General features: G+C 67.7%; 21 protein-coding genes. 5 read left to right on the forward strand and 16 right to left on the reverse strand.

The features are described from left to right. Positions 1-584: TetR/AcrR family transcriptional regulator (locus VFY73_RS20305; RefSeq protein ID WP_329722181.1), on the forward strand; the 584-nt coding region annotated here is incomplete at its 5' end. Between the two features lie 20 nt (positions 585-604). Here VFY73_RS20305 and VFY73_RS20310 read toward each other — a convergent pair. Next, positions 605-1,762 (reverse strand): acyltransferase family protein, encoded by a 1,158-nt coding sequence (locus VFY73_RS20310; RefSeq protein ID WP_329722183.1) that lies wholly within the window; start codon positions 1,760-1,762, stop codon positions 605-607. Positions 1,763-1,987: 225 nt separating this feature from the next. Between VFY73_RS20310 and VFY73_RS20315 the strand changes: the two genes are divergently transcribed. Beyond that, positions 1,988-2,230: a DUF2789 domain-containing protein gene (locus VFY73_RS20315; protein WP_329722185.1), complete on the forward strand. Its 243-nt coding sequence runs from the start codon at positions 1,988-1,990 to the stop codon at positions 2,228-2,230. A gap of 23 nt (positions 2,231-2,253) precedes the next feature. On the opposite strand, the gene VFY73_RS20320 is transcribed toward VFY73_RS20315, so the two are convergent. Both VFY73_RS20320 and VFY73_RS20325 read right to left on the reverse strand, forming a co-directional pair. Beyond that, entirely contained in the window at positions 2,254-2,841 is a 588-nt protein-coding gene (locus VFY73_RS20320) for a DinB family protein (RefSeq protein ID WP_329722187.1), read from the reverse strand. A gap of 67 nt (positions 2,842-2,908) precedes the next feature. Beyond that, on the reverse strand, positions 2,909-3,379 hold the full coding sequence (locus tag VFY73_RS20325; protein ID WP_414654502.1) for an Lrp/AsnC family transcriptional regulator: 471 nt from the start codon (positions 3,377-3,379) through the stop codon (positions 2,909-2,911). Positions 3,380-3,505: 126 nt separating this feature from the next. On the opposite strand from VFY73_RS20325, the gene VFY73_RS20330 reads away from it, so the two are divergent. Next, on the forward strand, positions 3,506-7,081 hold the full coding sequence (locus VFY73_RS20330) for an indolepyruvate ferredoxin oxidoreductase family protein (protein ID WP_329722189.1): 3,576 nt from the start codon (positions 3,506-3,508) through the stop codon (positions 7,079-7,081). 2 nt (positions 7,082-7,083) lie between these two features. On the opposite strand, the gene VFY73_RS20335 is transcribed toward VFY73_RS20330, so the two are convergent. Both VFY73_RS20335 and VFY73_RS20340 read right to left on the reverse strand, forming a co-directional pair. Beyond that, positions 7,084-8,391, reverse strand: a complete 1,308-nt coding sequence (locus tag VFY73_RS20335; RefSeq protein WP_329722191.1) for a GGDEF domain-containing protein — start codon at positions 8,389-8,391, stop codon at positions 7,084-7,086. Positions 8,392-8,439: 48 nt separating this feature from the next. Next, complete coding sequence (locus tag VFY73_RS20340; RefSeq protein WP_329722193.1) at positions 8,440-9,045, reverse strand: 2-hydroxychromene-2-carboxylate isomerase; 606 nt, start codon at positions 9,043-9,045, stop codon at positions 8,440-8,442. 176 nt (positions 9,046-9,221) lie between these two features. Here VFY73_RS20340 and VFY73_RS20345 point away from each other — a divergent pair, with 176 nt between their 5' ends. Then, the gene (locus VFY73_RS20345) at positions 9,222-10,076 is read left to right on the forward strand and encodes an amino acid ABC transporter substrate-binding protein (RefSeq protein ID WP_329722221.1); all 855 of its coding nucleotides are present in this window, start codon (positions 9,222-9,224) and stop codon (positions 10,074-10,076) included. Between the two features lie 121 nt (positions 10,077-10,197). Here the strand turns inward: VFY73_RS20345 and VFY73_RS20350 are convergent, their stop codons facing one another. From VFY73_RS20350 to VFY73_RS20390, 9 genes are all read right to left on the reverse strand, one after another. Continuing rightward, complete coding sequence (locus VFY73_RS20350) at positions 10,198-10,737, reverse strand: chorismate--pyruvate lyase family protein (RefSeq protein WP_329722195.1); 540 nt, start codon at positions 10,735-10,737, stop codon at positions 10,198-10,200. Beyond that, positions 10,734-11,864 carry an acyl-CoA dehydrogenase family protein gene (locus tag VFY73_RS20355; protein ID WP_329722197.1) on the reverse strand — a complete coding sequence of 377 codons (1,131 nt, stop codon included), beginning with the start codon at positions 11,862-11,864 and terminating at the stop codon, positions 10,734-10,736. Before VFY73_RS20355 ends, VFY73_RS20350 begins: the two co-directional genes overlap by 4 nt. A gap of 20 nt (positions 11,865-11,884) precedes the next feature. Further along, on the reverse strand, positions 11,885-12,550 hold the full coding sequence (locus tag VFY73_RS20360) for an SDR family oxidoreductase (protein WP_329722199.1): 666 nt from the start codon (positions 12,548-12,550) through the stop codon (positions 11,885-11,887). A gap of 7 nt (positions 12,551-12,557) precedes the next feature. Beyond that, entirely contained in the window at positions 12,558-13,157 is a 600-nt protein-coding gene (locus VFY73_RS20365) for a LysE family translocator (RefSeq protein WP_329722201.1), read from the reverse strand. A 42-nt stretch (positions 13,158-13,199) separates the two neighbouring features. Then, positions 13,200-14,378: an acetyl-CoA C-acyltransferase gene (locus VFY73_RS20370; protein ID WP_329722203.1), complete on the reverse strand. Its 1,179-nt coding sequence runs from the start codon at positions 14,376-14,378 to the stop codon at positions 13,200-13,202. A 30-nt stretch (positions 14,379-14,408) separates the two neighbouring features. Beyond that, entirely contained in the window at positions 14,409-16,292 is a 1,884-nt protein-coding gene (gene aceK, locus VFY73_RS20375) for a bifunctional isocitrate dehydrogenase kinase/phosphatase (RefSeq protein WP_329722205.1), read from the reverse strand. A 16-nt stretch (positions 16,293-16,308) separates the two neighbouring features. Beyond that, positions 16,309-16,974, reverse strand: coding sequence for a carbonate dehydratase (gene can / locus VFY73_RS20380; RefSeq protein WP_329722207.1), 666 nt, complete (start codon positions 16,972-16,974; stop codon positions 16,309-16,311). 127 nt (positions 16,975-17,101) lie between these two features. Beyond that, positions 17,102-17,815: a peptidase E gene (locus VFY73_RS20385; protein WP_329722209.1), complete on the reverse strand. Its 714-nt coding sequence runs from the start codon at positions 17,813-17,815 to the stop codon at positions 17,102-17,104. A 1-nt stretch (position 17,816) separates the two neighbouring features. Further along, complete coding sequence (locus tag VFY73_RS20390; RefSeq protein WP_329722211.1) at positions 17,817-18,329, reverse strand: MerR family DNA-binding transcriptional regulator; 513 nt, start codon at positions 18,327-18,329, stop codon at positions 17,817-17,819. Positions 18,330-18,386: 57 nt separating this feature from the next. Here VFY73_RS20390 and VFY73_RS20395 point away from each other — a divergent pair, with 57 nt between their 5' ends. Next, on the forward strand, positions 18,387-19,472 hold the full coding sequence (locus VFY73_RS20395) for an MBL fold metallo-hydrolase (RefSeq protein WP_329722213.1): 1,086 nt from the start codon (positions 18,387-18,389) through the stop codon (positions 19,470-19,472). A gap of 229 nt (positions 19,473-19,701) precedes the next feature. Here the strand turns inward: VFY73_RS20395 and VFY73_RS20400 are convergent, their stop codons facing one another. Next, a complete protein-coding gene (locus VFY73_RS20400; protein WP_329722215.1) occupies positions 19,702-20,625 on the reverse strand; it encodes a M48 family metallopeptidase in 924 nt (307 codons plus the stop codon). 69 nt (positions 20,626-20,694) lie between these two features. Further along, on the reverse strand, positions 20,695-21,397 hold a 703-nt coding region (locus VFY73_RS20405), incomplete at its 5' end, for a lysophospholipid acyltransferase family protein (RefSeq protein ID WP_329722217.1).

A 21,397-nucleotide genomic window follows, 5' to 3' on the forward strand; every position in this document is an offset into this window, starting at 1 on the left:
CGACCGAGATCGCGCAGCGCCTGGGCGTCTCCGAAGCCACGGTGTTCACATACTTCCACGGCAAGCGAGAGCTGTGCGAGCGGGTGATCACCGACTGGTACGACGAAATCATCGCGGCGATCGAAGCCGGCCTGCCGCGCACCGAGCCGGCCCGCGTGCAGTTGGACTGGTTCGTGCGCACCCACTTGCGGCTGTTCCTGATCCATGGCACCGGGCTGTGCGCACTGGTGCTGTCAGAGGGGCGCAGCAAGGGCCAGGACTTTTCCGGCACGCTGCAGCCGCTGCAGCGCCGCTACACGGCCCCGCTGATGGACCTGCTGGCCCGCGGTCAGGCCAGTGGCGAGTTCCGCACCGACCTCCCGCTGCGCCTGCTGCGCCCGCTGGTGCTGGGGCCGATGGAGCACATCCTGTGGGAAGCGGTGGCGCAGACGGCCGAAGGCAGCAAGCCGGCGATCGACATCGAAGCGACGGCGACCGGTGTCTCGAAACTGCTCTGGAGCGCGCTGCAGGCGCCGGAGGCCGAACTGGCCGCGCTTCGCGCGCTACGCGCCGAGGTGGCGCAGGCGCTGCGCGCTCACGGCTGACCTGAAGCACCGGGCGAGGATCAACCTCGACGCTCGACTGCGCGGTGGACCAGCGTGCCGACGACCAGACTGGCCAGCCAGGCGAACACCATGCCCAACGCGTTGGCGCCGGGCGATTCGGGCCACTGGTTGTAGACCACCGCACCAGTGACCAGGATCACCGCGTAGTGGAACAGGAACACCGAGTACGAGATCTGCGCGAAGAAGGCCAGCACCAACTGCGCCGTGCGCGCCAGCCCCGTCCGTACCGCGGCTGGTTCGGGCACCAGGCACAGCAGCATGGCCGTGGCACCGGCCAGCGCGATGCGGCTGCGCCACTCGACCACCAAGGCCACGCCGACGACCAGCAGCAGCCCCAGGGCCGCCGGCTCGCGCGTGGCACGCAGGCCGCGCACCCAGCGGGCCAGCACACCCAGGCCGTAAGCGCCGACGAAGTACGGCGCGTAGACGTCCAGCGAGGAATCCAGGTTCCACCACAGCAACGACATCAGCACCAGCGCGACCACGATCGCCACTGAGGCAGCCGCCCGCTGCCGCTGCGATCCCGGCAACCCTCGCAGCGAGACGGCCAGCAGCACCAGCAGCACGTAGAGCTGGAAATCGATCGCCACGTACCAGAAGCCGGCCGACAACGATTCGATGCCGAGCACGTCCTGCGCCAGCACGATGTGCGCGGCCAGCTGGCCCGGCTCGGGCGCGGCGGGAATCGTCGGGTGCTCGATCAGGCCGCGCGCCAGCCAGGCCGCGACGATGACCGCCAGCACGGCCAGCAGGTAGGGCTTGGCCAGGCGCTGGTAGCGGCGCCAGACCGAACCGGGCACGTCGCGCCAGCCGATCCTGGCTTGAACGCCCGGCGCCGGCCACAGCGAGCCGGCCGCCAGGAAACCTCCTGTCACGAGAAACACCTGCACGACGAGCTTCGCGTGCTCGTTCAGCGCGTCGAGCAACGCCGGCGCGAGCTCGTGCACCACCTCACACATCGGCCCGTACAGCGCCATGTGGTGCCACAGGATGAGTTGCGACGCGAGCGCCTTGAACAGGTTGATCCAGGTGACCGGCAGCCCCGCCATCGCGTCGCGCGCACCGGCGCGCGTCGGCGCACCGGCCGGCGCAGCGCGCCAGCCGGGGTGCCAGGCAGGGGTGGGGGCCGGGAGCGTGGCTTGCTGCTGCTGGGTCATCGGCAGCACCTCTTGCGGGCGATTTCGCAAGCGGCCCTGGCCCGGTGCAGCGCTGCGACAGCGCAGGCGGCACCCTCAATCACGAATCTCACAACAGGGCTTTGGACAAGCAAAGGGGTCAAAACGCGGCGCGGAACTTAACATTCTCGCCCAGGCTTGTGGGTTGCCCAGTCGTGACCTGACGCAACAGGCACGGCCCCACCACCCGATCAAACCGGAGGCTTCATGGATACGACCGAGCATTCGCTGGAGAAGCTGTTCGCGCAACTCGGCCTGGCCGACGACATGGAGTCGATCGAGCGCTTCATCGACCAGCATTCACCGCTGGCCGGTGATGTGCTGTTGTGCGACGCGCCGTTCTGGTCCGAATCGCAAGCCGCCTTCCTGCGCAACGCGTGGAAGAGCGACGCCGAGTGGGTGCCGATGGTCGACACGCTCGACACGATGCTGCGCAAGCCGCCGCAGTGAACGCCGCGGCCGGGCGCCGCACTTCACGCGGGCGGCTGTGCCGCCGCCTTCCCCACCAACTGTGCCTCGGTCCACCCGAGCGCGGCCATTTCCGCCACCCGCAGCGGCGCATCGGCCGGCAGCAGGAACTCGTCCAGCTGCGGCGGCTTGATCGCCGTGCCGGACAACATCGCATGCACCTGCCCGCGGTGGTGCGTCTGGTGCATGAACACATGGGCCAGCGTGCTGCCCATGGAGTTGCGATCAATGTGATCGCCGCGGTCCAGCGGCACGGTACGAGCGGCTGCGTCGGCGTCCAGCCCGTCGCACAGCGCGATCAGTTTGTCATCGCTGGCCGCCTGGCGCTGTGCCCATTCGCCTACCGAGCGGCACGGCACAAAGGCGTCGTACTGCGCTGCCATGTCGGCCTCTCCGCGCATGCCGGCGATGTAGTAGATGTCGACGGCGAGGATGTGGTTGAGCGTGGCCGCCAGGCTGGGAAAGAAACTGGTGCGTGGCGCGTGGAAGTCTTCGTCGCTGAGCGCGGCCATCGCCTGCGCCAGCCGGTGATTGGCCAAGCGGTTCGCGCGGGCGCCGGTGCGCAGGTGCTGCAGCCAGGGGTCAATGGACATCGTCGGCGCTCCGGACGGGGTTGCGCGCCGCATTCTGCGCCTGCTGGCACCGATTCCCGCCGATTCATCACCCCGGCGGCAACGGCAGTGCCGTCTCGTACTTCACCTCACGCAGCACGACGTTGGTACGGATGCTGGCCACGCCCTTCAGCTTGAACAGCCGCTCCTGCAGGAAGCGGTCGTAGGCCTTCATGTCGGGCACCACCACCTTGATCACGTAGTCGGCCTCGCCGGTGATGCTGGCGCATTCCATGATCTCGGGGCTCGAAGCGACCAGGCGCTCGAAGTCTTCGACCGCGCCGTCGGTGTGGCGCACCAGCGAGACATAGGCCCAGGCGCAGATCGCGAGGCCCAGCTTCTCTCGGTCCATCAACACCACCTCGCGGCGGATCACGCCGCTTTGCTCCAGCTCCTTCAGCCGGCGCCAGACGGGCGTGGCGGACATGCCCACCGCCTCGGCCAGTTGCTGGGCGCTTTGCCGCCCCTTGCGCTGCAGCGTGTCGATCAGGCGACGGGTCACGCGGTCGAGTTCGATCATTTCCCGATTTGATCACTTTCGAAACGAACTCACTCAAGAACAGCCAATCTGGCGAGCATGGGAAACGACTCTTTCTCGTCAGGGGACGAAAATCAGCGCACTCATTTGCCTGCCGTCAGGTGCCGTATGTCCCAAGTTCCTGCCCTGCGCCCCCCACTGAGGGACTACGCGCTGACCGACAACCTGGCCGCCGCCCAGGGCGCGGTGTTCCTGACCGGCACGCAGGCGCTCGTGCGGCTGCCGCTGATGCAAAAGCGCCTCGATGAACTGGCGGGCCTGGACACCGCCGGCTTCGTCTCCGGCTACCGAGGCAGCCCGCTGGGCATGGTCGACCAGCAGATGTGGAAGGCGAAGAAGTTTCTCGCCGAAGCGAAGGTCAACTTCCTGCCCGCGATCAACGAAGACCTGGCGGCCACCGCCTGCCTCGGCACCCAGCGCGTCGCGCTGGACCCGCAGCGCAACGTCAACGGCGTGTTCGCGATGTGGTACGGCAAGGGGCCGGGCGTCGACCGTGCGGGCGATGCGCTCAAGCACGGCCACGTCTACGGCTCCAGCGCCGAAGGCGGCGTGCTGGTGGTGGCGGGTGACGACCACGGCTGCGTGTCGTCGTCGATGCCGCACCAGAGCGACGTCGCGATGCAGGCCTGGAGCATGCCGGTGCTGCACCCGGCCAACGTGGCCGAGTACCTGGAGTTCGGCCTGTACGGCTGGGCGCTGTCGCGTTTCTCGGGCGCCTGGGTCGGCTTCAAGGCGATCTCGGAAGTGGTCGAGTCGGGCATGACCGTCGATCTCGACGCGATGCCGCTGGATTTCGTCTTACCGGTCGAGTACCAGCCGCCAGCGTCGATCGGCTCCCTGCATGTGCGCTCGGTCGACCTGCCATCGCTGGGCCTGGAAGAGCGCCTGGCCGCCAAGCTCGATGCGGTGCGCGCGTTCGCCAAGGTCAATTCGGTCGACAAGCACATCGTCGCCAGCCCGGCCGCCACGCTGGGCATCGTCACCGTTGGCAAGGCGCACTACGACTTCATGGAGGTGCTGCGCCGCCTCGACCTCGACCCGAACGCGCTGGCCGCCGCCGGTGTGCGCGTCTACAAGGTCGGCCTGGTGTTCCCGCTCGAGCCGACGCGCATGCTCGAGTTCGCGCAGGGCCTCGAAGAGATCCTCGTCATCGAAGAGAAGGCCCCGATCGTCGAGCGCCAGCTCAAAGAGCTGCTCTACGGCCTGCCTGACGGGCAACGCCCGCGCATCGCCGGCAAGACGACACCCGAAGGCGCGCCGCTGCTGTCGGCCCTCGGCGAGCTGCGCCCGTCGCGCATCATGCCCACCGTGGCTGACTGGCTCGCGCGCCTGAACCCGGCACTGGACCGCCGCGACCGCGTGGTCGACTTCCTGATGCCCTCGCTGCTGAGCAACGAGGCCGACGCCGTACGCCGCCAACCCTACTTCTGCTCGGGCTGCCCGCACAACTCGTCGACCAAGGTGCCCGAAGGCTCGCGCGCACTGGCTGGCATTGGCTGCCACTTCATGGCCAGCTGGATGGAGCGCGGCACCTCGGGCCTGATCCAGATGGGCGCCGAGGGTGTCGACTGGGCCGCGCATTCGCGCTTCACGAAGGAGAAGCACGTCTTCCAGAACCTGGGCGACGGCACCTACTTCCACTCGGGCCTGCTGGCGATCCGCCAGGCGATCGCGGCCAACACCAACATCACCTACAAGCTGCTCTACAACGACGCGGTCGCGATGACCGGTGGCCAGCCGGTCGACGGCAAGATCAGCGTGCCCGAGATCGCGCGCCAGGTCGAAGCCGAAGGCGCCAAGCGCGTCGTCATCGTCTCCGACGAGATCGAGAAGCACGACGGCCACCACGGCCAGTTCCCCGCCGGCACCACCTTCTTCCCACGCAGCGAGATGGACGCGGTGCAGCGCGAGCTGCGCGAGGTCGAGGGCGTGACGCTGCTGATCTACGACCAGACCTGCGCCGCCGAGAAGCGCCGCCGCCGCAAGAAGAAGGAATTCCCCGATCCGCCGCGCCGCGTGTTCATCAACCAGGCGGTGTGCGAAGGCTGCGGCGACTGCGGCCAGGCCTCGAACTGCCTGAGCGTGATCCCGGTCGAGACCGACTGGGGCCGCAAGCGCCAGATCGAGCAGAGCTCGTGCAACAAGGACTTCTCCTGCGTCAACGGCTTCTGTCCGAGCTTCGTGACGATCGAAGGCGCGGTGCTGAAGAAGAAGGCCGGCGCGAAGTTCACGCCGGCCGACCTGGCCGCCGAAATCGAGCGCATCGGCGCGCCCAAGCCCTGGGAGTGGACCGGCCCGTTCGACATGCTGGTCACCGGCGTCGGCGGCACCGGGGTCGTCACGGTCGGTGCGCTGATCACGATGGCCGCGCACCTGGAAGGCAAGCAGAGCTCGGTGCTCGACTTCATGGGCTTCGCGCAGAAGGGCGGCGCGGTGCTGAGCTTCGTGCGCGTGGCTCCCACGGCTGATCTGCTGAACCAGGTCCGCATCGACACCCAGCAGGCCGACGTGCTGCTGGCCTGCGACCTGGTGGTCGGCGCCTCGGGCGATGCGCTCGGCACCGTCAAGCACGGCCGCACCGTCGTGCTGGCGAACACCCACGAGATCGCCACCGCGGCCTTCGTGCGCAACCCGGATGCAAGCCTGCAAGCCCGTGCGCTGCTCGCGAAGCTGCGCCACGCTGCCGGCGAGAGCCAAGTCAGCACACTGGACGCGCAAGACCTGGCGCAGCAGTTGATGGGCGACACGATGCCCAGCAACATCGTCATGCTCGGCGCGGCCTTCCAGCGTGGGCTGGTGCCGGTGAGTGAGGCCGCGCTGCTGCGCGCGATCGAGCTGAACGGTGTTGCGATCGAAGGCAACAAGGTCGCGTTCGCGATCGGCCGCCTGGCCGCAGCCGACCCGGCCGCGCTGCAACGCCTGGCCGGTGCGCAAACGGCGGTCGATGCCGGTGCTGGCTTGCTGTTCGGCCCGGCCGGCCTGGTCGAGCGGCGTGTGAAGTTCCTGACCGACTATCAGGACGCCACGCTGGCCGCGCGCTACCGCGCGCTGGTCGACGCGGTGCATGCGCGCGAATCGACCGTCGCCGCCCAAGCCGGCCTCGCCGGCACGCCGCTGACCGATGCAGTGGCGCGCCAGTTCTCGCGCCTGCTGGCGATCAAGGACGAGTACGAGGTCGCGCGCCTGTACACCGACGGCAGCTTCCAGGCGGCACTGGCCGAGCAGTTCGAAGACGCGGGTTCGCTGCGCTTCCACATGGCGCCGCCGCTGCTGTCTCGCCCGGGGCCGGATGGTCGCGCGCGCAAGATGACCTTCGGCCCGTGGATGATGAGCGCCTTCCGCGCACTGGCGAAGGCGCGCCGCATTCGCGGCCGCTGGTTCGACCCGTTCGGCCACACCGAAGAACGCAAGATGGAGCGCGCATTGGCCAGCGAATACGAAGCGTTGTTGCGCGACACGCTGCTGCCGGCGCTCGATGCACGCAACCACGCGAGCGCCGTCGCATTGGCCAAGCTGCCCGAACGCATCCGTGGCTACGGCCACGTGAAACTGGCCAACGTCGCGACCGCGAAGGCGCAGCAGCTCGAACTGCTCAAGCGCTTTGCCGCCGGTGAGGCGCCCGCGCCGACCGCCGTCGCGGCGACGCGCAAGGTCATCGCGATCAGCGAGTTGACGACGAACTGAACTCAGGCCAGCGGCTCGGCGCAGACCACCCGGTCGCGCCCTGCCTGCTTGGCCCGGTACATCGCCGCGTCGGCGCGCTCGATCGCAGCGTCGAGCTCCTGCCCGCGCCGCCATTCGGCCACGCCGAAGCTGCAGCTGATTTTCAAGCCTTGCGGCCAGGCGGCGGTGGTCATCGCCTGCCGCAGGCGCTCCGCCACACGCGCGGCTTCGGCGACCGGGGTGTTCTGGCACAAGAGCACGAACTCTTCCCCGCCCCAGCGCGTCAGCAGGTCGTCGCGCTGCACTTGGTGGCGCACCAACTCGGCCAGGCAGCGGATGACCTGGTCGCCGACCGCATGGCCTTGCGTGTCGTTGACCTGTTTGAAGTGGTCGATGTCGAAGAAGATCAGCGTCGCCGGAAAGAGCTTCGTGTCGCTCTGCCGGGTCTGCCCCAGCAGCGCCTCGGTGAGGCCGTGGCGGTTCAGCGCGCCGGACAACGCGTCGTGCCTCGCCTGTTGGGCCAGGCTCTCGGCCTGCGATTGCAGTGTCGCGTTGAGCTTGCGCAGCGAGGTCTGCAGCGCGGTGCTGTGGCGCAGCCGGCGCCTCGCGGCCAGGCTGTCCAGCACCAGGCAGACGAGCATCGTGCCGCCCCACATGCCGACCAGGCCGAGACCCAGCGTGCCGGCGCTGATCCATTTGCCGCGCAGCTCGATGCGCTCGATGCCGATCGTCTGCAGGCCAGGCTCCACCTTGCCGGCCGTGGCCACCGCGAGGCTGATCGCATGGGTCAGCTCCTGGCCCGACAGTTCCAGCGGCAGCGGATGCTCGTCGACCCACCACGAGGCCACCACGACGCGCGCCAGCGGAAACGCCAGCCCGCCGGGGTAGTGCGACGGCGTGAAGGCAATCTCGTGCACCTTCAGCGAGCCATCATCGCCCTCACGGCTGTAGCGCGGATTGAAGTTGCGGATGAAGACGCGCACCGGCACCCCGGCGGTCGCCGAGTACGCGCTCATCGTCAGGTCCAGCGTGTCGAAGTCGGACAGGTCCAGCCCTTGCGGCGGGGAGCCGAGGACGAACTGCAGCTCGCAGAACGGGTACTGGTAGCCGTTGCCGAGCTCGCACTCCAGCAGCAACCGCTGGTCGTCGCGCCGCAGCCTGGCCACGCTGTCACCACCGTCGAGCGAGCGGTCGTCGGTGACATGCACCGGCCAACGGCTGTTGGCGTCGATGACCAACCGGTGCTCCATGCCCCAGCGGTTCCAGGCCAGCGTGGTCACCGTGATGGCCAGCAAGGCCATCAGCAGCCGGCGCCACCACTGGATCGACATCGCGTCAGCCCGGCTCGGTCGGGGGTCTGGGCATCGATCGGTGCCGTGTCAGAACGGCCCGGACACCAGCCATTGCTCGATCTGCGGCTTGCGGTCGTTGCCCCAGAAGGGCTCGCCGTCGATGAGGAAGAACGGCGCACCGAAGACACCGGCGGCGATCGCCTCGTCGTTGGCGCGCCTCAGTCGCTCCTTCCAGACGGGGTCGTTCCAGGCTTGCTCGGCCGCTTCCGCGTCCAGCCCCGCTTCGGCGGCCAGCGTCTTCAACGCGGTGGGGTCGTTCAGCGGCACCCCGCGCGTGAAATAGGCGCGAAAGCCTGCCCGGGCCCACGCCGCCGCGGCGGCTTCGCCGTCGTGGTCCTTGAGCCACCAGAACACCCGTGCAGCGTTCTGGGTCGGGATCGGAAAGGTCTCCGGCTGGACGTAGGGCACCCGCTCGAACCCGGCCGAACGCTGAAAGTCGCGGAAGGAGTAGTCGCGTTTGATCGGGTACGCCACGGGGCTCTTCAACTCGGCCGCGCTGAAGGTCACGCCCAGCAGGATCGCGTGGCGGCGCACGGTGCGGCCGTGGCGGGCGGCCAGCGCATCGATCCATTCGTTGGCGATGTAGGAATACGGCGACGAGAAGTCGAAAAAGAAGTCGATCGGCGCTTTCATCAGCGCGAAGATACGCCCAAACTGCGTCAATCGCGAACAGGCACGGCCCAAGCGTGAAATCCGTGGGCGGCCTTCAGGGTGGTAACTGGGAAAATCGACGGGCTTTTTGCCGAGGGATACCCACAATGACAGCAACACCCCGCTTCCCCCTTTGGGCGGGCCTGGCCACCACCCTGATGTGCGCCATGGCCACTCCGGCACAAGCCGCAGCCCCGGTGTTGGACAAACTGAGACAGGGCGCCGCGCTCGTGATCGCACACCGCGAGTCCTCGACCCCCTTCTCGTACCTCGACGCCGACAAGAAACCCGTTGGCTACGCGGTCGACGTCTGCCTGAAGCTGGCCGAGGCGGTGAAGAAGGAGCTGGGGCTGAAGACGATGCCCGTGACCTTCAAGATGGCGACACCCGCCACGCGCATCGCGATGATCGAGACCCACGAGGCCGACCTCGAATGCGGCTCGACCACCAACAACGCCGAGCGGCGCCAGAAGGTCGCCTTCACGGTGCCGCACTACATCACCGGATCACGCTTCATGGTGCGCGCCGACAGCATGGTCGAAGAGCTGCACCAGTTCGAAGGCAAGAAGCTGGTTTCGACCAAGGGCACGACGCCGATGAAGGCGCTCGAGCAGGCCAATCGCGAGCGGATGCTGCGCATCAACGTGCTCGAAGCGCCGGACCACGCCAAAGCGGTCGAGATGGTCGAGAAGGGCGTGGCCGATGGCTTCGTGATGGACGACGTGCTGCTCTACGGCCTGATCTCGAGCCGGCCGGACCCGAGCAAGCTGAAGGTCGTCGGCAAGGCGCTGACGATCGAGCCGCTGGCCATCATGCTGCCCAAGGACGACCCGGCCTTCAAGCGCATCGTCGACGACGAGATGAAGCGCCTGATCCGCAGCCGCGAAGCGCACGCGCTGTACGAGAAGTGGTTCGAGAAGCCGATCCCACCGAAGGGCACGTCGCTGAACCTGCCGATGAACTACCTGTTGCGGGACTTCTGGAAGTACCCCACCGACGTCGTGCCGTTCTGATGGACCCCCACGGCCCCTCCCGGGGCCTGCCCCCCGAGGGGGCTCGCGCAGCGGACCGGCAAAGCCGGATCCGCGCACGCCACTTGGAGTGAGCGGGCGCTGCGCGCGCTCAGTGAACACGTCAGCGCGTTGGTGGCCAAGCGGAGACGAGATTGGGCAGGAAGCACTCTGCCACCCGCAGCGCCTGCCCGGCGCGGTGAAACACCGAATGCCGCATCCACAGGCCTCGGGCAGGCAGCGGCTGCTCGGTGGCCCGCAGCCAGGTCCGCGCGATCGCGCGCGCCGAGGGGTCTGAGATCGGCAGCCATTGCCATTGCATCGGCGTCCTGCGGATCTCGCTGCGGCTGAACAGCAGTTGCGCCAGCGGCCGCGTTCCCAAACCCTGGATCGCGCGCCAAGCGCCGTGCGCCGCCTGGATCGAGGTCACCGAGCGTGCGAAGACCAGCGGGGCGCCGTCGCCGCACAGGATCACCTCGCGCGCGAGCAGCGGCGCGTGCGCGGGCAAGCCGAGCGAATCGTGTTCACCGGGCCACGCAGGTGCCCTGCCCTGCTGCAGCACGCGCACGCTGAACGGCGGGTGCGCACGCGCCAATCGCGCGGACAGCGAGCCGGTCGCTGCGACCCACGCCGCGACCGGCGCCCTGGCGGGCTCGCGCCTCACGCGAGCGCGCGGCCAATCAGGATCTTCTGGACTTCCGAGGTGCCTTCGTAGATCTGCGTCACGCGCACGTCGCGGTAGATGCGCTCGACCGGGAAGTCGCTGACGTAGCCGTAGCCGCCATGCACCTGGATCGCCATCGAGCAGACCCGCTCGGCCATTTCGCTGGCAAACAGCTTGGCCATCGCCGCTTCCTTCAGGCAGGGCTGGCCAGCGTCCTTCAGGCTCGCGGCATGCCAGATCAGCTGGCGTGCGGCCTCGATCTGTGTGGCCATGTCGGCCAGCTTGTGCTGGATCGCCTGGTGCTCGAAGATCGGCTGGTTGAAGGCCACCCGCTCCTTCGAATATTTCAGCGCCGCCTCGAACGCCGCACGGGCCATGCCGACGCTTTGCGAGGCGATGCCGATGCGGCCACCTTCGAGCCCCGACAACGCGATCTTCAGGCCCTGGCCTTCGTCGCCCAGCCGATTGGCGGCCGGGATGCGGCAGTTCTCGAACAGGATCTGCGCCGTGTCCGAGCTGTGCTGGCCCATCTTGTCTTCGATGCGCGCCACCGTGTAGCCCGGCGTGTTGGTCGGCACGACGAAAGCGCTGATGCCCTTCTTGCCGGCCGCCTTGTCGGTCACCGCCATCACGATCGCGACATCGCCGTTCTTGCCCGAGGTGATGAACTGCTTGACGCCGTTGAGCACGTAGTCGTCGCCATCGCGTACGGCCATGGTCCTCAAGCCACCGGCCTCGGAACCCACGTGCGGCTCGGTCAGGCAGAACGCACCCAGCATCTCGCCACGCGCCAGCGGCTTCAAGAAGCGTTGTTTCTGCTCCTCGTTGGCAAACGCCATCAGGATCGAGCAGACCGGGCAGTTGTTGACGCTGACGACCGTCGAAGTGCCGCCATCACCGGCCGCGACCTCTTCGAGGATCAGCGCCAGCGCCAGGTAGTCCAGCCCGGCGCCGTCGTACTCGGTCGGCACGGCCACGCCGTAGCAACCCAGCTCGGCCAGGCCCTTCAGCTCGGCGGCCGGGAAGTGATGTTCCTTGTCCCAGCGCGCGGCATGTGGCGCGATCTGGTCTTGCACATAGGCGCGCACGGCGTCTTGCACCGCGCGGTGGTCTTCGTTGAGCAACATGGGGACGGTCTTTCGAATTCTTACCAGGCCAGCGGCTGGCCGTCGTGGTTCAGGAAGGCGCCGTTGTCGGCCGGCGTCAGCGCGGCCAAGGTGCGGCGTAAGTCGCGGGCGCTGTCGTTGACATCGAGGTCGGCGTCACTGCCGCCCATGTCGGTGCGGACCCAGCCCGGATGCAGCGCGACGCAGATCGCTTTGCCCGCTAGCGCGAACGAGGCGTCTTTCAGCACCGAGTTGACCGCGGCCTTCGAAGCGCGGTAAAGCCAGCCGCTGCCATTGGCACGCAGGCCCATCGAGCCCATGCGCGACGAGATCACGCCCAGGCGCGCACCGTCGGCCAAGGCGTCGACCAGCTGCGGGATCACACGCATCGGGCCCAGCACGTTGGTGCGCATCACCTGGTCGAAGTCGGCTTCGGTCGGCGTTTCGAGCCCGTTGGTGCGCGGGCCGTAGACGCCGGCGTTGACAACCACCGTGTCGAAGATCTCGCCGTCGATCTGCCAGGCCAGGCCTGAGGCACTGGTGGCGTCCGTCACATCCAGCTTCAGCACGCGCGCGCCTTCGGAGCGCAGCAACTTCAGGCCATCTTCGCTGCGCGCGGTGGCGAACACGCGTGCGCCGTCGGCCAGGTACTGGCGCGTGAGCTCAAGGCCAAGGCCACGTGACGCGCCGATGATCAGGACATTCATGAGGGCTTCAGTGGCGTTCGGCGAGCGCCAAGCGCACAGCCAGGAAGGAGAAGAGTCCGGCGCCGCCAAGATTGAGCGCCCGGCCCACGCCGGGCCGCGCCGGCAGGTGCCGCGCCAGCGCCGTCAGCAGCACCAGCGCAAGCGAGAACAGCCCGCCCTGCGCGACGAACCATAGGCCCAGGAACATGAAGGCCAGCGTCTTGTGCGATGCGTCGGCATCGATGAACTGCGGCAGCAGCGCAAGGTAGAAGAGCGCCACCTTGGGATTGAGGGCATTGGTCAGGAAGCCCTGCCACACCCCGCGTGCGAACGAGGGCGGCACCTCCGGCTCGGAGGTGTCATCCGACGCACTGCGCGCCAAGCCCGACCGCGCCATGCCCCAGGCCACGTACAGCAGGTAGGCCGCGCCGACGAGCTTGACGACCGTGAAGGCCTCGGCCGACGCCGCCAACAGCGCCGCGAGCCCGAAAGCCGCGGCGAAGGTGTGGAACACGCACCCGAGGTTGATACCGAGCACCACGGCCACCCCCTGCCGCCAGCCCGCGCGCAATGTGGTGCCCACCGTCAGCGCCATGTCGACACCCGGTGTCGCGTTCAGCACGAACACCGTGGCCGCAAAAAGGAGAAGGTCGTGGGTGCCCAGCATGGTTCAGAGCAATTCCACAGCCATCGCAGTGGCTTCGCCACCACCGATGCACAGCGCCGCGCAGCCGCGCTTCAGGTTGCGCTTGCGCAGCGCTCCCAGCAGCGTGACGACGATGCGCGCGCCCGAAGCGCCGATCGGGTGGCCCAGCGCGCAGGCGCCGCCGTGCACGTTGACGATCTCGTGCGCGATCTTGAACTCGGCCATCGCAGCCATCGTGACGGCAGCGAAGGCTTCGTTGACCTCCCACAGGTCGACCTGGCCTGGCGTCCAGCCGGCCTTCTTCAAGGCCTTGTCGATCGCACCGGCCGGCGCGGTCGAGAACCACTCGGGCGCTTGCGCGTGCACCGCGTGCGACGCGATGCGGGCGATCGGCTTGGCGCCGAGCTTGGCGGCGGTCGACTCGCGCATCAGCACCAGTGCCGCGGCGCCGTCGGAAATGCTCGATGCATTGGCAGCGGTGATCGTGCCGTCTTTCTTGAACGCCGGCTTCAGGCCGGGGATCTTGTCGAGCTTGGCCTTGAAGGGCTGCTCGTCGAACTTGATCACGGTGTCGCCGGCCTTGCCAGGCAGCGTGACCGGGGCCATTTCCCAGTCGAAGCTGCCGTCTTCGTTGGCCTGCTTGGCGCGGGTCGTCGAGGCGATCGCGAACTGGTCTTGCGCTTCGCGGCTGAAGTTGTACTTGGCGACGCAGGCTTCAGCGAACACGCCCATGGCCTTGCCGCGCTCGTACGCATCTTCCAGGCCATCCATCGCCATGTGGTCGAACATCTGCGTGGCGCCGTACTTCACGCCCTTGCGCGCGAACATCAGGTGCGGCGCGTTGGTCATGCTTTCCATGCCGCCAGCGACCATCACGTCGGCGGTGCCGGCCAGCAGCATGTCGTGCGCGAACATCATCGTGCGCATCGCCGAGCCGCACATCTTGCTCATCGTGACGGCGCCGGTCGAGTCGGGCAGGCCGGCGCGGCGCATGGCCTGGCGCGCGGGCGCCTGACCCTGGCCGGCCATCAGGCAGTTGCCCATCAGCACCTCGTTGATCGCGTCGCCCGGCACGCCGGCGCGCTCGACAGCGGCCTGGATGGCCACGGCGCCCAGCTCCCAGGCAGCCAGTGAGGCGAAGTCGCCGAGCAGGCCGCCGATGGGCGTGCGCGCGGCAGAAGCGATGACGATGGAATCGGCCATGGTGGGCTCCTTTTCGGGTCTACAGGATGGTCAGAAATGTGCGGCGTGCCGGGCGCCGCCGCTGCTGCCCCGTCGCTGCGCGGAGAAGCGGCGCTCGGGGTCGTACGGAAAAACATCGTGCACATGGCCGGCGGCAATGCGCTCTTTGTGAGCCTGCCAGAAGCCCGCATCGAGCAGGTCGGCGTGGTGTTTCATGAACACCTCGCGCACCGCCTGGTTGCCGAGCAGGAACGGGCCAAAGGTCTCGGGGAACACATCGTGCTTGCCAACCGAGTACCAGACTTCGCCCGACATCTCTTCTTCTTCGTTGCGCGCCTGCGGCACGCGGCGGAAGTTGCAGTCGGTGATGTACTCGATCTCGTCGTAGTCGTAGAACACGACCTTGCCGTGGCGGGTGACGCCGAAGTTCTTCCACAGCATGTCGCCGGGGAAAATGTTGGCGGCCACCAAGTCCTTGATCGCGTTGCCGTATTCGATGACCGCGTGCTCGGTCTGCTGTGGCGTCGCGTCCTGCAGGAAGATGTTCAGAGGGATCATGCGCCGCTCGATGTAGACGTGTTGCAGGATCACCTCGGTCTGGCCGTCGCCGTCGCGGTCGGAGATTTCGAGCAGGCTGGGGCAGAACTTCTGCAACTCGTCGATCAGCTCGTCTTCGAAGCGCGAGCGCGGGAAGGCCACATTGCTGAACTCGAGCGTGTCGGCCATGCGACCGACGCGGTCGTGCTGCTTGACCAGCAGGTACTTGCGCATGATCTGCTCGCGCGTCGTGTCCTTCTGCGGCGGATAGTAGTCCTTGATGACCTTGAACACGAACGGGAAGCTCGGCAGGTCGAACACCAGCATCACCATGCCCTTGATGCCGGGGGCAATGCGCAGCTTGTCCGAGCTGTGGCGCAGGTGGTTCAGGAAGTCACGGTAGAACAGGTTCTTGCCGTGCTTCTGCAACCCGATCGCGTTGTACAGCTCGGCGCGCGGCTTGCGCGGCATCAACGAGCGCAGGAACTGCACGTAGGCCGACGGCACCTCCATGTCGACCAGGAAGTACGCTCGCGCAAAGCTGAACAGCAGCAGCAGGTCGTCCTCGCCGAACAGCGCGGTGTCGATGATCAGCTGGCCGGATGACGCCTGCCCCGTGACGCCTTCGGCGTCGGCCCCCGGGGGGCTGTCCGCCGACTTGGGGCGGCCCGGCGTCGGCTCGGTGTGCAGGATCGGCAACGCGAACGGCAGCTCGGAGAAGCCATTGACGATCTTGCCGACCGCGTAGGCGCCCTTGTTGCGGTAGAACAGGCTCGACAGCACCTGGATCTGGAAGTTCGCGCGGGGGCGGAAGTCGCCCAGCGCCTTGAATACTGCGGCCAACACCTGGTCGACATCCCGGCCCAGGTCCTCGAACTCGCACGCCAGCTGGAAGTTGGTGATCATGCGCAGCACCGCATCGCGCAGGTTCTCGCGCGTCGGGTAGTAGGCGCGGTAGGTCGGCGTCGCGGCGGGTTCGTCGTTCTCGATGTACTCGGTCGAGACGGCGGGGCGCACGAAGATGAAGTCGTTGTGGAAGTAGCTGCGGTGCAGGATCTTCGTCGTCACCGAGTTGAAGAAGGTCTCGGCGCACTCGGGCTGGTGATGGTTGATCAGCAGGCCGATGTAGTGCAGCTTGACCTGCTGCCAGACGTCCATCGACAGGCCGCTGGCCATGAATTCGTTCTGCAGCCGCTCGGCGTTTTCTTCGACGCGCCGGTCGTAGAACTCGATCCGCTCTCGCTGCGCTCGCTGCTGGCCATGCCAGTCGGCCTGTTCGAAACGCTGCTTTGCGGTGCGGCTGGCTTCGCGGAACAGGCGGTAGTGCTTGTTGAAGCCATCGAGCATCGCGTGCGCGATGTCGAAGGCGCGGCTGTCGGTGAGCTGCTGCGGGAACATCGTCGGCGCACGCGGTTCAGGCCATCACCGTGTAGCGGGCGTGGATGCCGGCCAGCGCGGCCTCGTAGGCCACTTCCACATCGGCGGCTCCGGCGACTGTCATCGACAGGTCCTGCAGCAGCCCGTTGTGCAGCCCGTAGACCCAGCCGTGCACGACCACCGTCTGGCCGCGGCCCCAGGCGTCTTGCACCACCGTGGTGGTGCAGACGTTGCGAGCCTGCTCCAGCACGTTCAACTCGACCAGCGCGTCGACCTGCACCGCCGAATCGACCTGGTTCAGCCAGGCGCGGTGCTGGTGGCGCACATCCTGCACGTGGCGCAGCCAGTTGTCGGCGAGCCCGACGCGCCAGCTGTTCATCGCCGCCTTGACGCCACCGCAGTTCGAGTGGCCGACGACGATGATGTGCTGCACCTTCAGGCTGTCGACCGCGTACTGGATCACCGACAGCGCGTTCAGGTCCGAATGCACCACGACGTTGGCGACGTTGCGGTGCACGAACAGCTCGCCCGGCAGCAGGTCGACCAGCTCGTTGGCCGGCACCCGGCTGTCGGCGCAGCCGATCCACAAATATTGCGGCGTCTGCTGACTCAGCAGGCGGGTGAAGAAGCCCGGCTCGCGGGTCTCGGTCTCTTCGGCCCAACGGCGGTTGTTGTCGAACAGTTCGGTCAGCTGGGTGGACATGGGCAGACAGTGGCAGCGGAAGTTGGCGCCAGTGTACGAAGGCGGTCAGCCGCCTTGGCCGCGGCTTGATCCGGCCGGATGGCGCTCAATTGACGTTTACGTAAACGTCAATCATAGCGGCCCCGGATTACCGCAGCGGCTTGGGCGGCCAATCGTCCCAGCCGGTGCCGGCCTGCGCGCGGCGGCGACAGTTCGGTGCCGGCGTGCGATCGGCCGGCCGGTCGTGCCAGGTGGCCACCGCCCGCTCGTTGTCGAACTGCACCAGCACGCCTTCGGTGGCGCCCCAGGCCGGGCCTGCTTCTGCGCTCAGCACCGCCGGCCGCCAGGGCTCGCTGTCCAGGTGCGGGCAGAAGGTGCCGGGCAGCCAGCCCAGGCCTTCGCGCACGCCACCACCCGGCACGCTGTCGGTGACATAACGCTCGAACCAGCAGTTCGCACCGGCACTGATGCCCGCCAGCACCGTGCCATCTTCGTAGGCCTCACGCAGCGCCAGGTCGAAGCCGAACTCTCGCCAGACAGCGACCATCGCCACGGTGTTGCCGCCGCCGACGAAAACCAGATCCGCCTCTCTCACGGCTGCCGCGTAGTCGCGATCCATGTCGAAGGGGAAGAACGCGAGGCAGTCGGGCTCGCAGTCGAGCTTCGAGAAGGCGCGCAGGAAGCGCAGCTGGTACAGCTCGCGGTCGCCGCTCGCCGTGGCGATGAACAACACCTTTGGCCGCACCCGCCCGGGCCGAACGAGCGAAAGCAGGTAGCGCTCCTGCCACAGGCCATAGTCTTCGACCGAAAAGCCCCCACCACCGATGGCGACGAGGCGCCGTGCAATCGATGGACCGGTCATATCAGTTGGCCGAACGCGCCGGCGTCTTCGCGGCGCGGACCCGCACCGAAGGCTTCCCGGCCGTGGGTTTGGCGGACACCTTGGCCGGCGCCTTGATCGCCCCGATCAGCGCTCGGCAGCGCGCCTCGTGCTGCTCGATCTCGGCCAGAGTGACCTGGATGTCTTCGAGTTGCTGCTCCAGCTGGCGCCGGTGGTCTCCCAGCACGACCAGGAAGGCTTCGAGCTGGGGCCGCTCGTCGCTGCCCGACTCGTACATGTCGACCAGCTGCTTGACCTCCTGCAGCGACAGCCCAAGCCGTTTGCCACGCAGCGTCAATTTCAACCGGGTGCGATCGCGATGCGTGTAGACGCGGTTGCGGCCGGCGCGTGCGGGCTCCAGCAGGCCCACGTCTTCGTAGAAGCGGATTGCGCGCGGCGTGATGTCGAACTCCTGCGCCAGCTCGGTGATCGTGAAGGTGGGCGCGACATCCGCCGGGGTGGCGGGCGTCGGCTTCGAGCGCGCGGATGCAGCCATGGTTAGACTTGACGTTAACGTAAACGTCAGTCTACGCGACTCGGTCGCACCCCATCGATGAGCAACCCCAGCGAAAGCGCGTTGAACTACCCCTTGGGCGAGCAACTGCCCGCCATCGGCGAGGCGATCGAACTGGCATCCGGCGTGCGCTGGCTGCGCATGGGCCTGCCGTTTGCGCTGGACCACATCAACCTGTGGCTGCTGCGGGACGAAGACGCCAACGGCCGCCAAGGCTGGGCCATCGTCGACTGCGGCATTGCCAACGACGCGACCCGCGCGGCCTGGGAGCAGGTCTTTGCTACGGCGCTGGACGGCCTGCCTGTGCTGCGCGTGATCGTGACCCACATGCACCCGGACCACATCGGCCTGGCCGACTGGCTGTGCCAGCGCCACGTCTGCCGCTTGTGGGTCAGCGCGACCGACTGGAACGCCGCGCGATTGGCCAGCCAATCGACCACCAGCTTCGGTGGCGAGAGCGCGGCGCGCTTCTTCGCCAGCCATGGCCTGACCGACCCCGGGGCGCTGGCAGCCGTGCGCGACCGGCGTGACTACTACGCGTCGATGGTGCCTTCGGTGCCGACCGCGTACCGGCGCCTGATGGACGGCCAATCGCTGCGCATCGGGCCGCATGAGTGGCAGGCGATCGTCGGCTATGGCCACGCGCCAGAGCACATCGCGCTGTATTCGCGCAGCCTGGGCGTGCTGATTTCGGGTGACATGGTGTTGCCACGCATCTCGACCAACGTCAGCGTGATCGACCTCGAGCCCGAGGCTGACCCGTTGCCGCTGTACCTGCAGTCGATCCGACGCTTTCTGGCGCTACCGGCCGACACGCTGGTGCTGCCATCGCACGGCAAGCCATTCAAGGGCCTGCATGCACGCATTGCCCAGCTCGAAGCCCATCACGACGACCGCCTGGCCGATGCCTTGGCGGCTTGCCGCGAGCGGCCAATGAGCGCCGCAGATCTGCTGCCGGTGCTGTTTCGCCGGCCGCTTGATTGGCATCAAACCACCTTCGCGATGGGCGAATCGCTGGCGCACCTGCATGCGCTGCAAAGCCGCGGCGAGTTGCATGCTCAACGAGGAGCTGACGGCATCTGGCGCTTTGGTGCGCCGAGCACCGCCGCTGTCACACGGACGTAAAAAAAGGCCGGTCGGCATGGCCGACCGGCCTTCGGGTTCACGGTATCGCCGTTCGATCCTCCCTGGACCGTCCCTATCGCTCACACGTGCTGACAGCGAATGGGTGAACTGTGCCTGCGATGCCGGGCACCGGCCATCCCCCATTGGGGGGAGCCTTCTTGGGAAAAGCACGGCGCTGGTGTGCCATCTCCCGATGATTGTGCGGTGTAGGGCCTTGTTGGCTGCCTGGCTACGCGAAAACCGGCAGCACCGGGTCACGCAGCTGCGCCTTGCGGTCTTCGAGGTCGGGGATCACCGAGCGCACCACGTCCCAGAACGCAGCGCTGTGGTTCATCTCACGCAAATGGGCCAGCTCATGGGCGACCACGTAGTCGATCACCGGCAGCCCAAAGTGGACCAGCCGCCAGTTCAGGTGGATCGAGCCATCGGCAGACGCACTGCCCCAGCGCGTCTGCGCTGAACTCAGGCGCAACCGCGCCACGCGCACGCCCAGCTGCGGCGCGAAATGCGCGCAGCGCTCTTCGAAGATGCGGCGGGCCTGGCGCTGCAGCCAGCTCTGCACCACGTCGCAGATCTGTGCCGGCTGGGCCGCCTGAGGCAGACCGATGTGCAGCGTCAGCTTCGGCACCCCCGGCAACGCGTCGGCGGAGGCGTTCAGCACGGCACCCGCCACCCGCGGGTCCAGCACCAGGATCACCGTCTCGCCGAGGAAAGGCAGCGTCGCGCCATCGCGCCATTCGACCCGCGCCGCTTCGACGCGGCGCTGGCGATCGCGCTGCTCGGCCAGTTTGCGCAAGATCCAGCTCGACTTCTCACGCAATGCTGCCTCGATCTCGCCTTGCCCGACCCAGCGCGGCGCACTGACGGCCAGGCCCTCAGGCCCGACGGTGAAACCGATCGACTTGCGCCGCGCCCGCCGCAGCAGGTAGGCAACCTGGCATTCGCCGAGGCGAATCTCGCGGTCGGCGCGCGGGTGGCGGTGCGTCATCGGGGCGGGGGCGTCCCGCACCGGCGCCGGTTCGGGACGCACGTCCGGCTCGAGGTTGTCGCGGGCGTTGGCGTGCGGCGCTCCAGCGGTGGCCGCCAGCGGTGGTGGCTCAGCGTCAAACAGCGACAGCTGTTCGGGCGTTTCGGCGGCAGACCTGCGCGACATGAGCGCACATTTTAGGGGCCCGTTGGCGCAGCAGGCACGCGCCGTGCTCCGAATTCACGCCACCGATGTTCAAGCTTTGTAGGCCTCGGGGTCCAGCCGACGCATCTCGGCCTCGATCCAGGTTTCGACCTCGCGCATCAGCTCGTCGGGCTCGCGGCCTGCGGTCGCGATGGGCTTGCCGATCGAGATGTCGATCACCCCGGGGCGCAGCAGAAAACTCTTGCGCGGCCAGCATCGGGCCGAGGTCACCGCGATCGGCACCACCGGCGTGCCGGTGGCCGCGGCCAGCCGCGTCGCGCCGGACTTGTAGACGCCCTGCTCACCACGCGCGATGCGGGTGCCTTCGGGGAACATGATGACCCAGTTGCCCTGCTCCATGTAGCGCTTGCCTTGCTCGGCCACCTTGTTCCAGGCCTGGGCGCGCTTGCTGCGGTCAATGTGGATCATGTCCAGGCTGCCGATGGCCCAGCCGAAAAACGGGATCCACAGCAACTCGCGCTTGAACACGTAGCACAGCGGGTGCGGCATCAGCATCGGGTAGGCGAAAGTCTCCCAGGTCGACTGGTGCTTCGACGCCAGCAGCACCGCGGCGTGCTTGTCGGCCGCCGTGGGCACGTTGTCCATGCCCTGCACCCGCCAGCGCACGCCGCAGATGATGCGCGCGCCCCAGATCGCCGTGCCCAGCCACCGTGCGCAGACCCAGTACAGCGGCGTGCCGCGAACGAAGATCGACATCAGCACGACGAATGTCGCCCACGGGATCACCGTGACG

The sequence above is a fragment of the Ideonella sp. genome (assembly GCF_036277275.1).
Lineage (GTDB): Bacteria > Pseudomonadota > Gammaproteobacteria > Burkholderiales > Burkholderiaceae_C > Ideonella.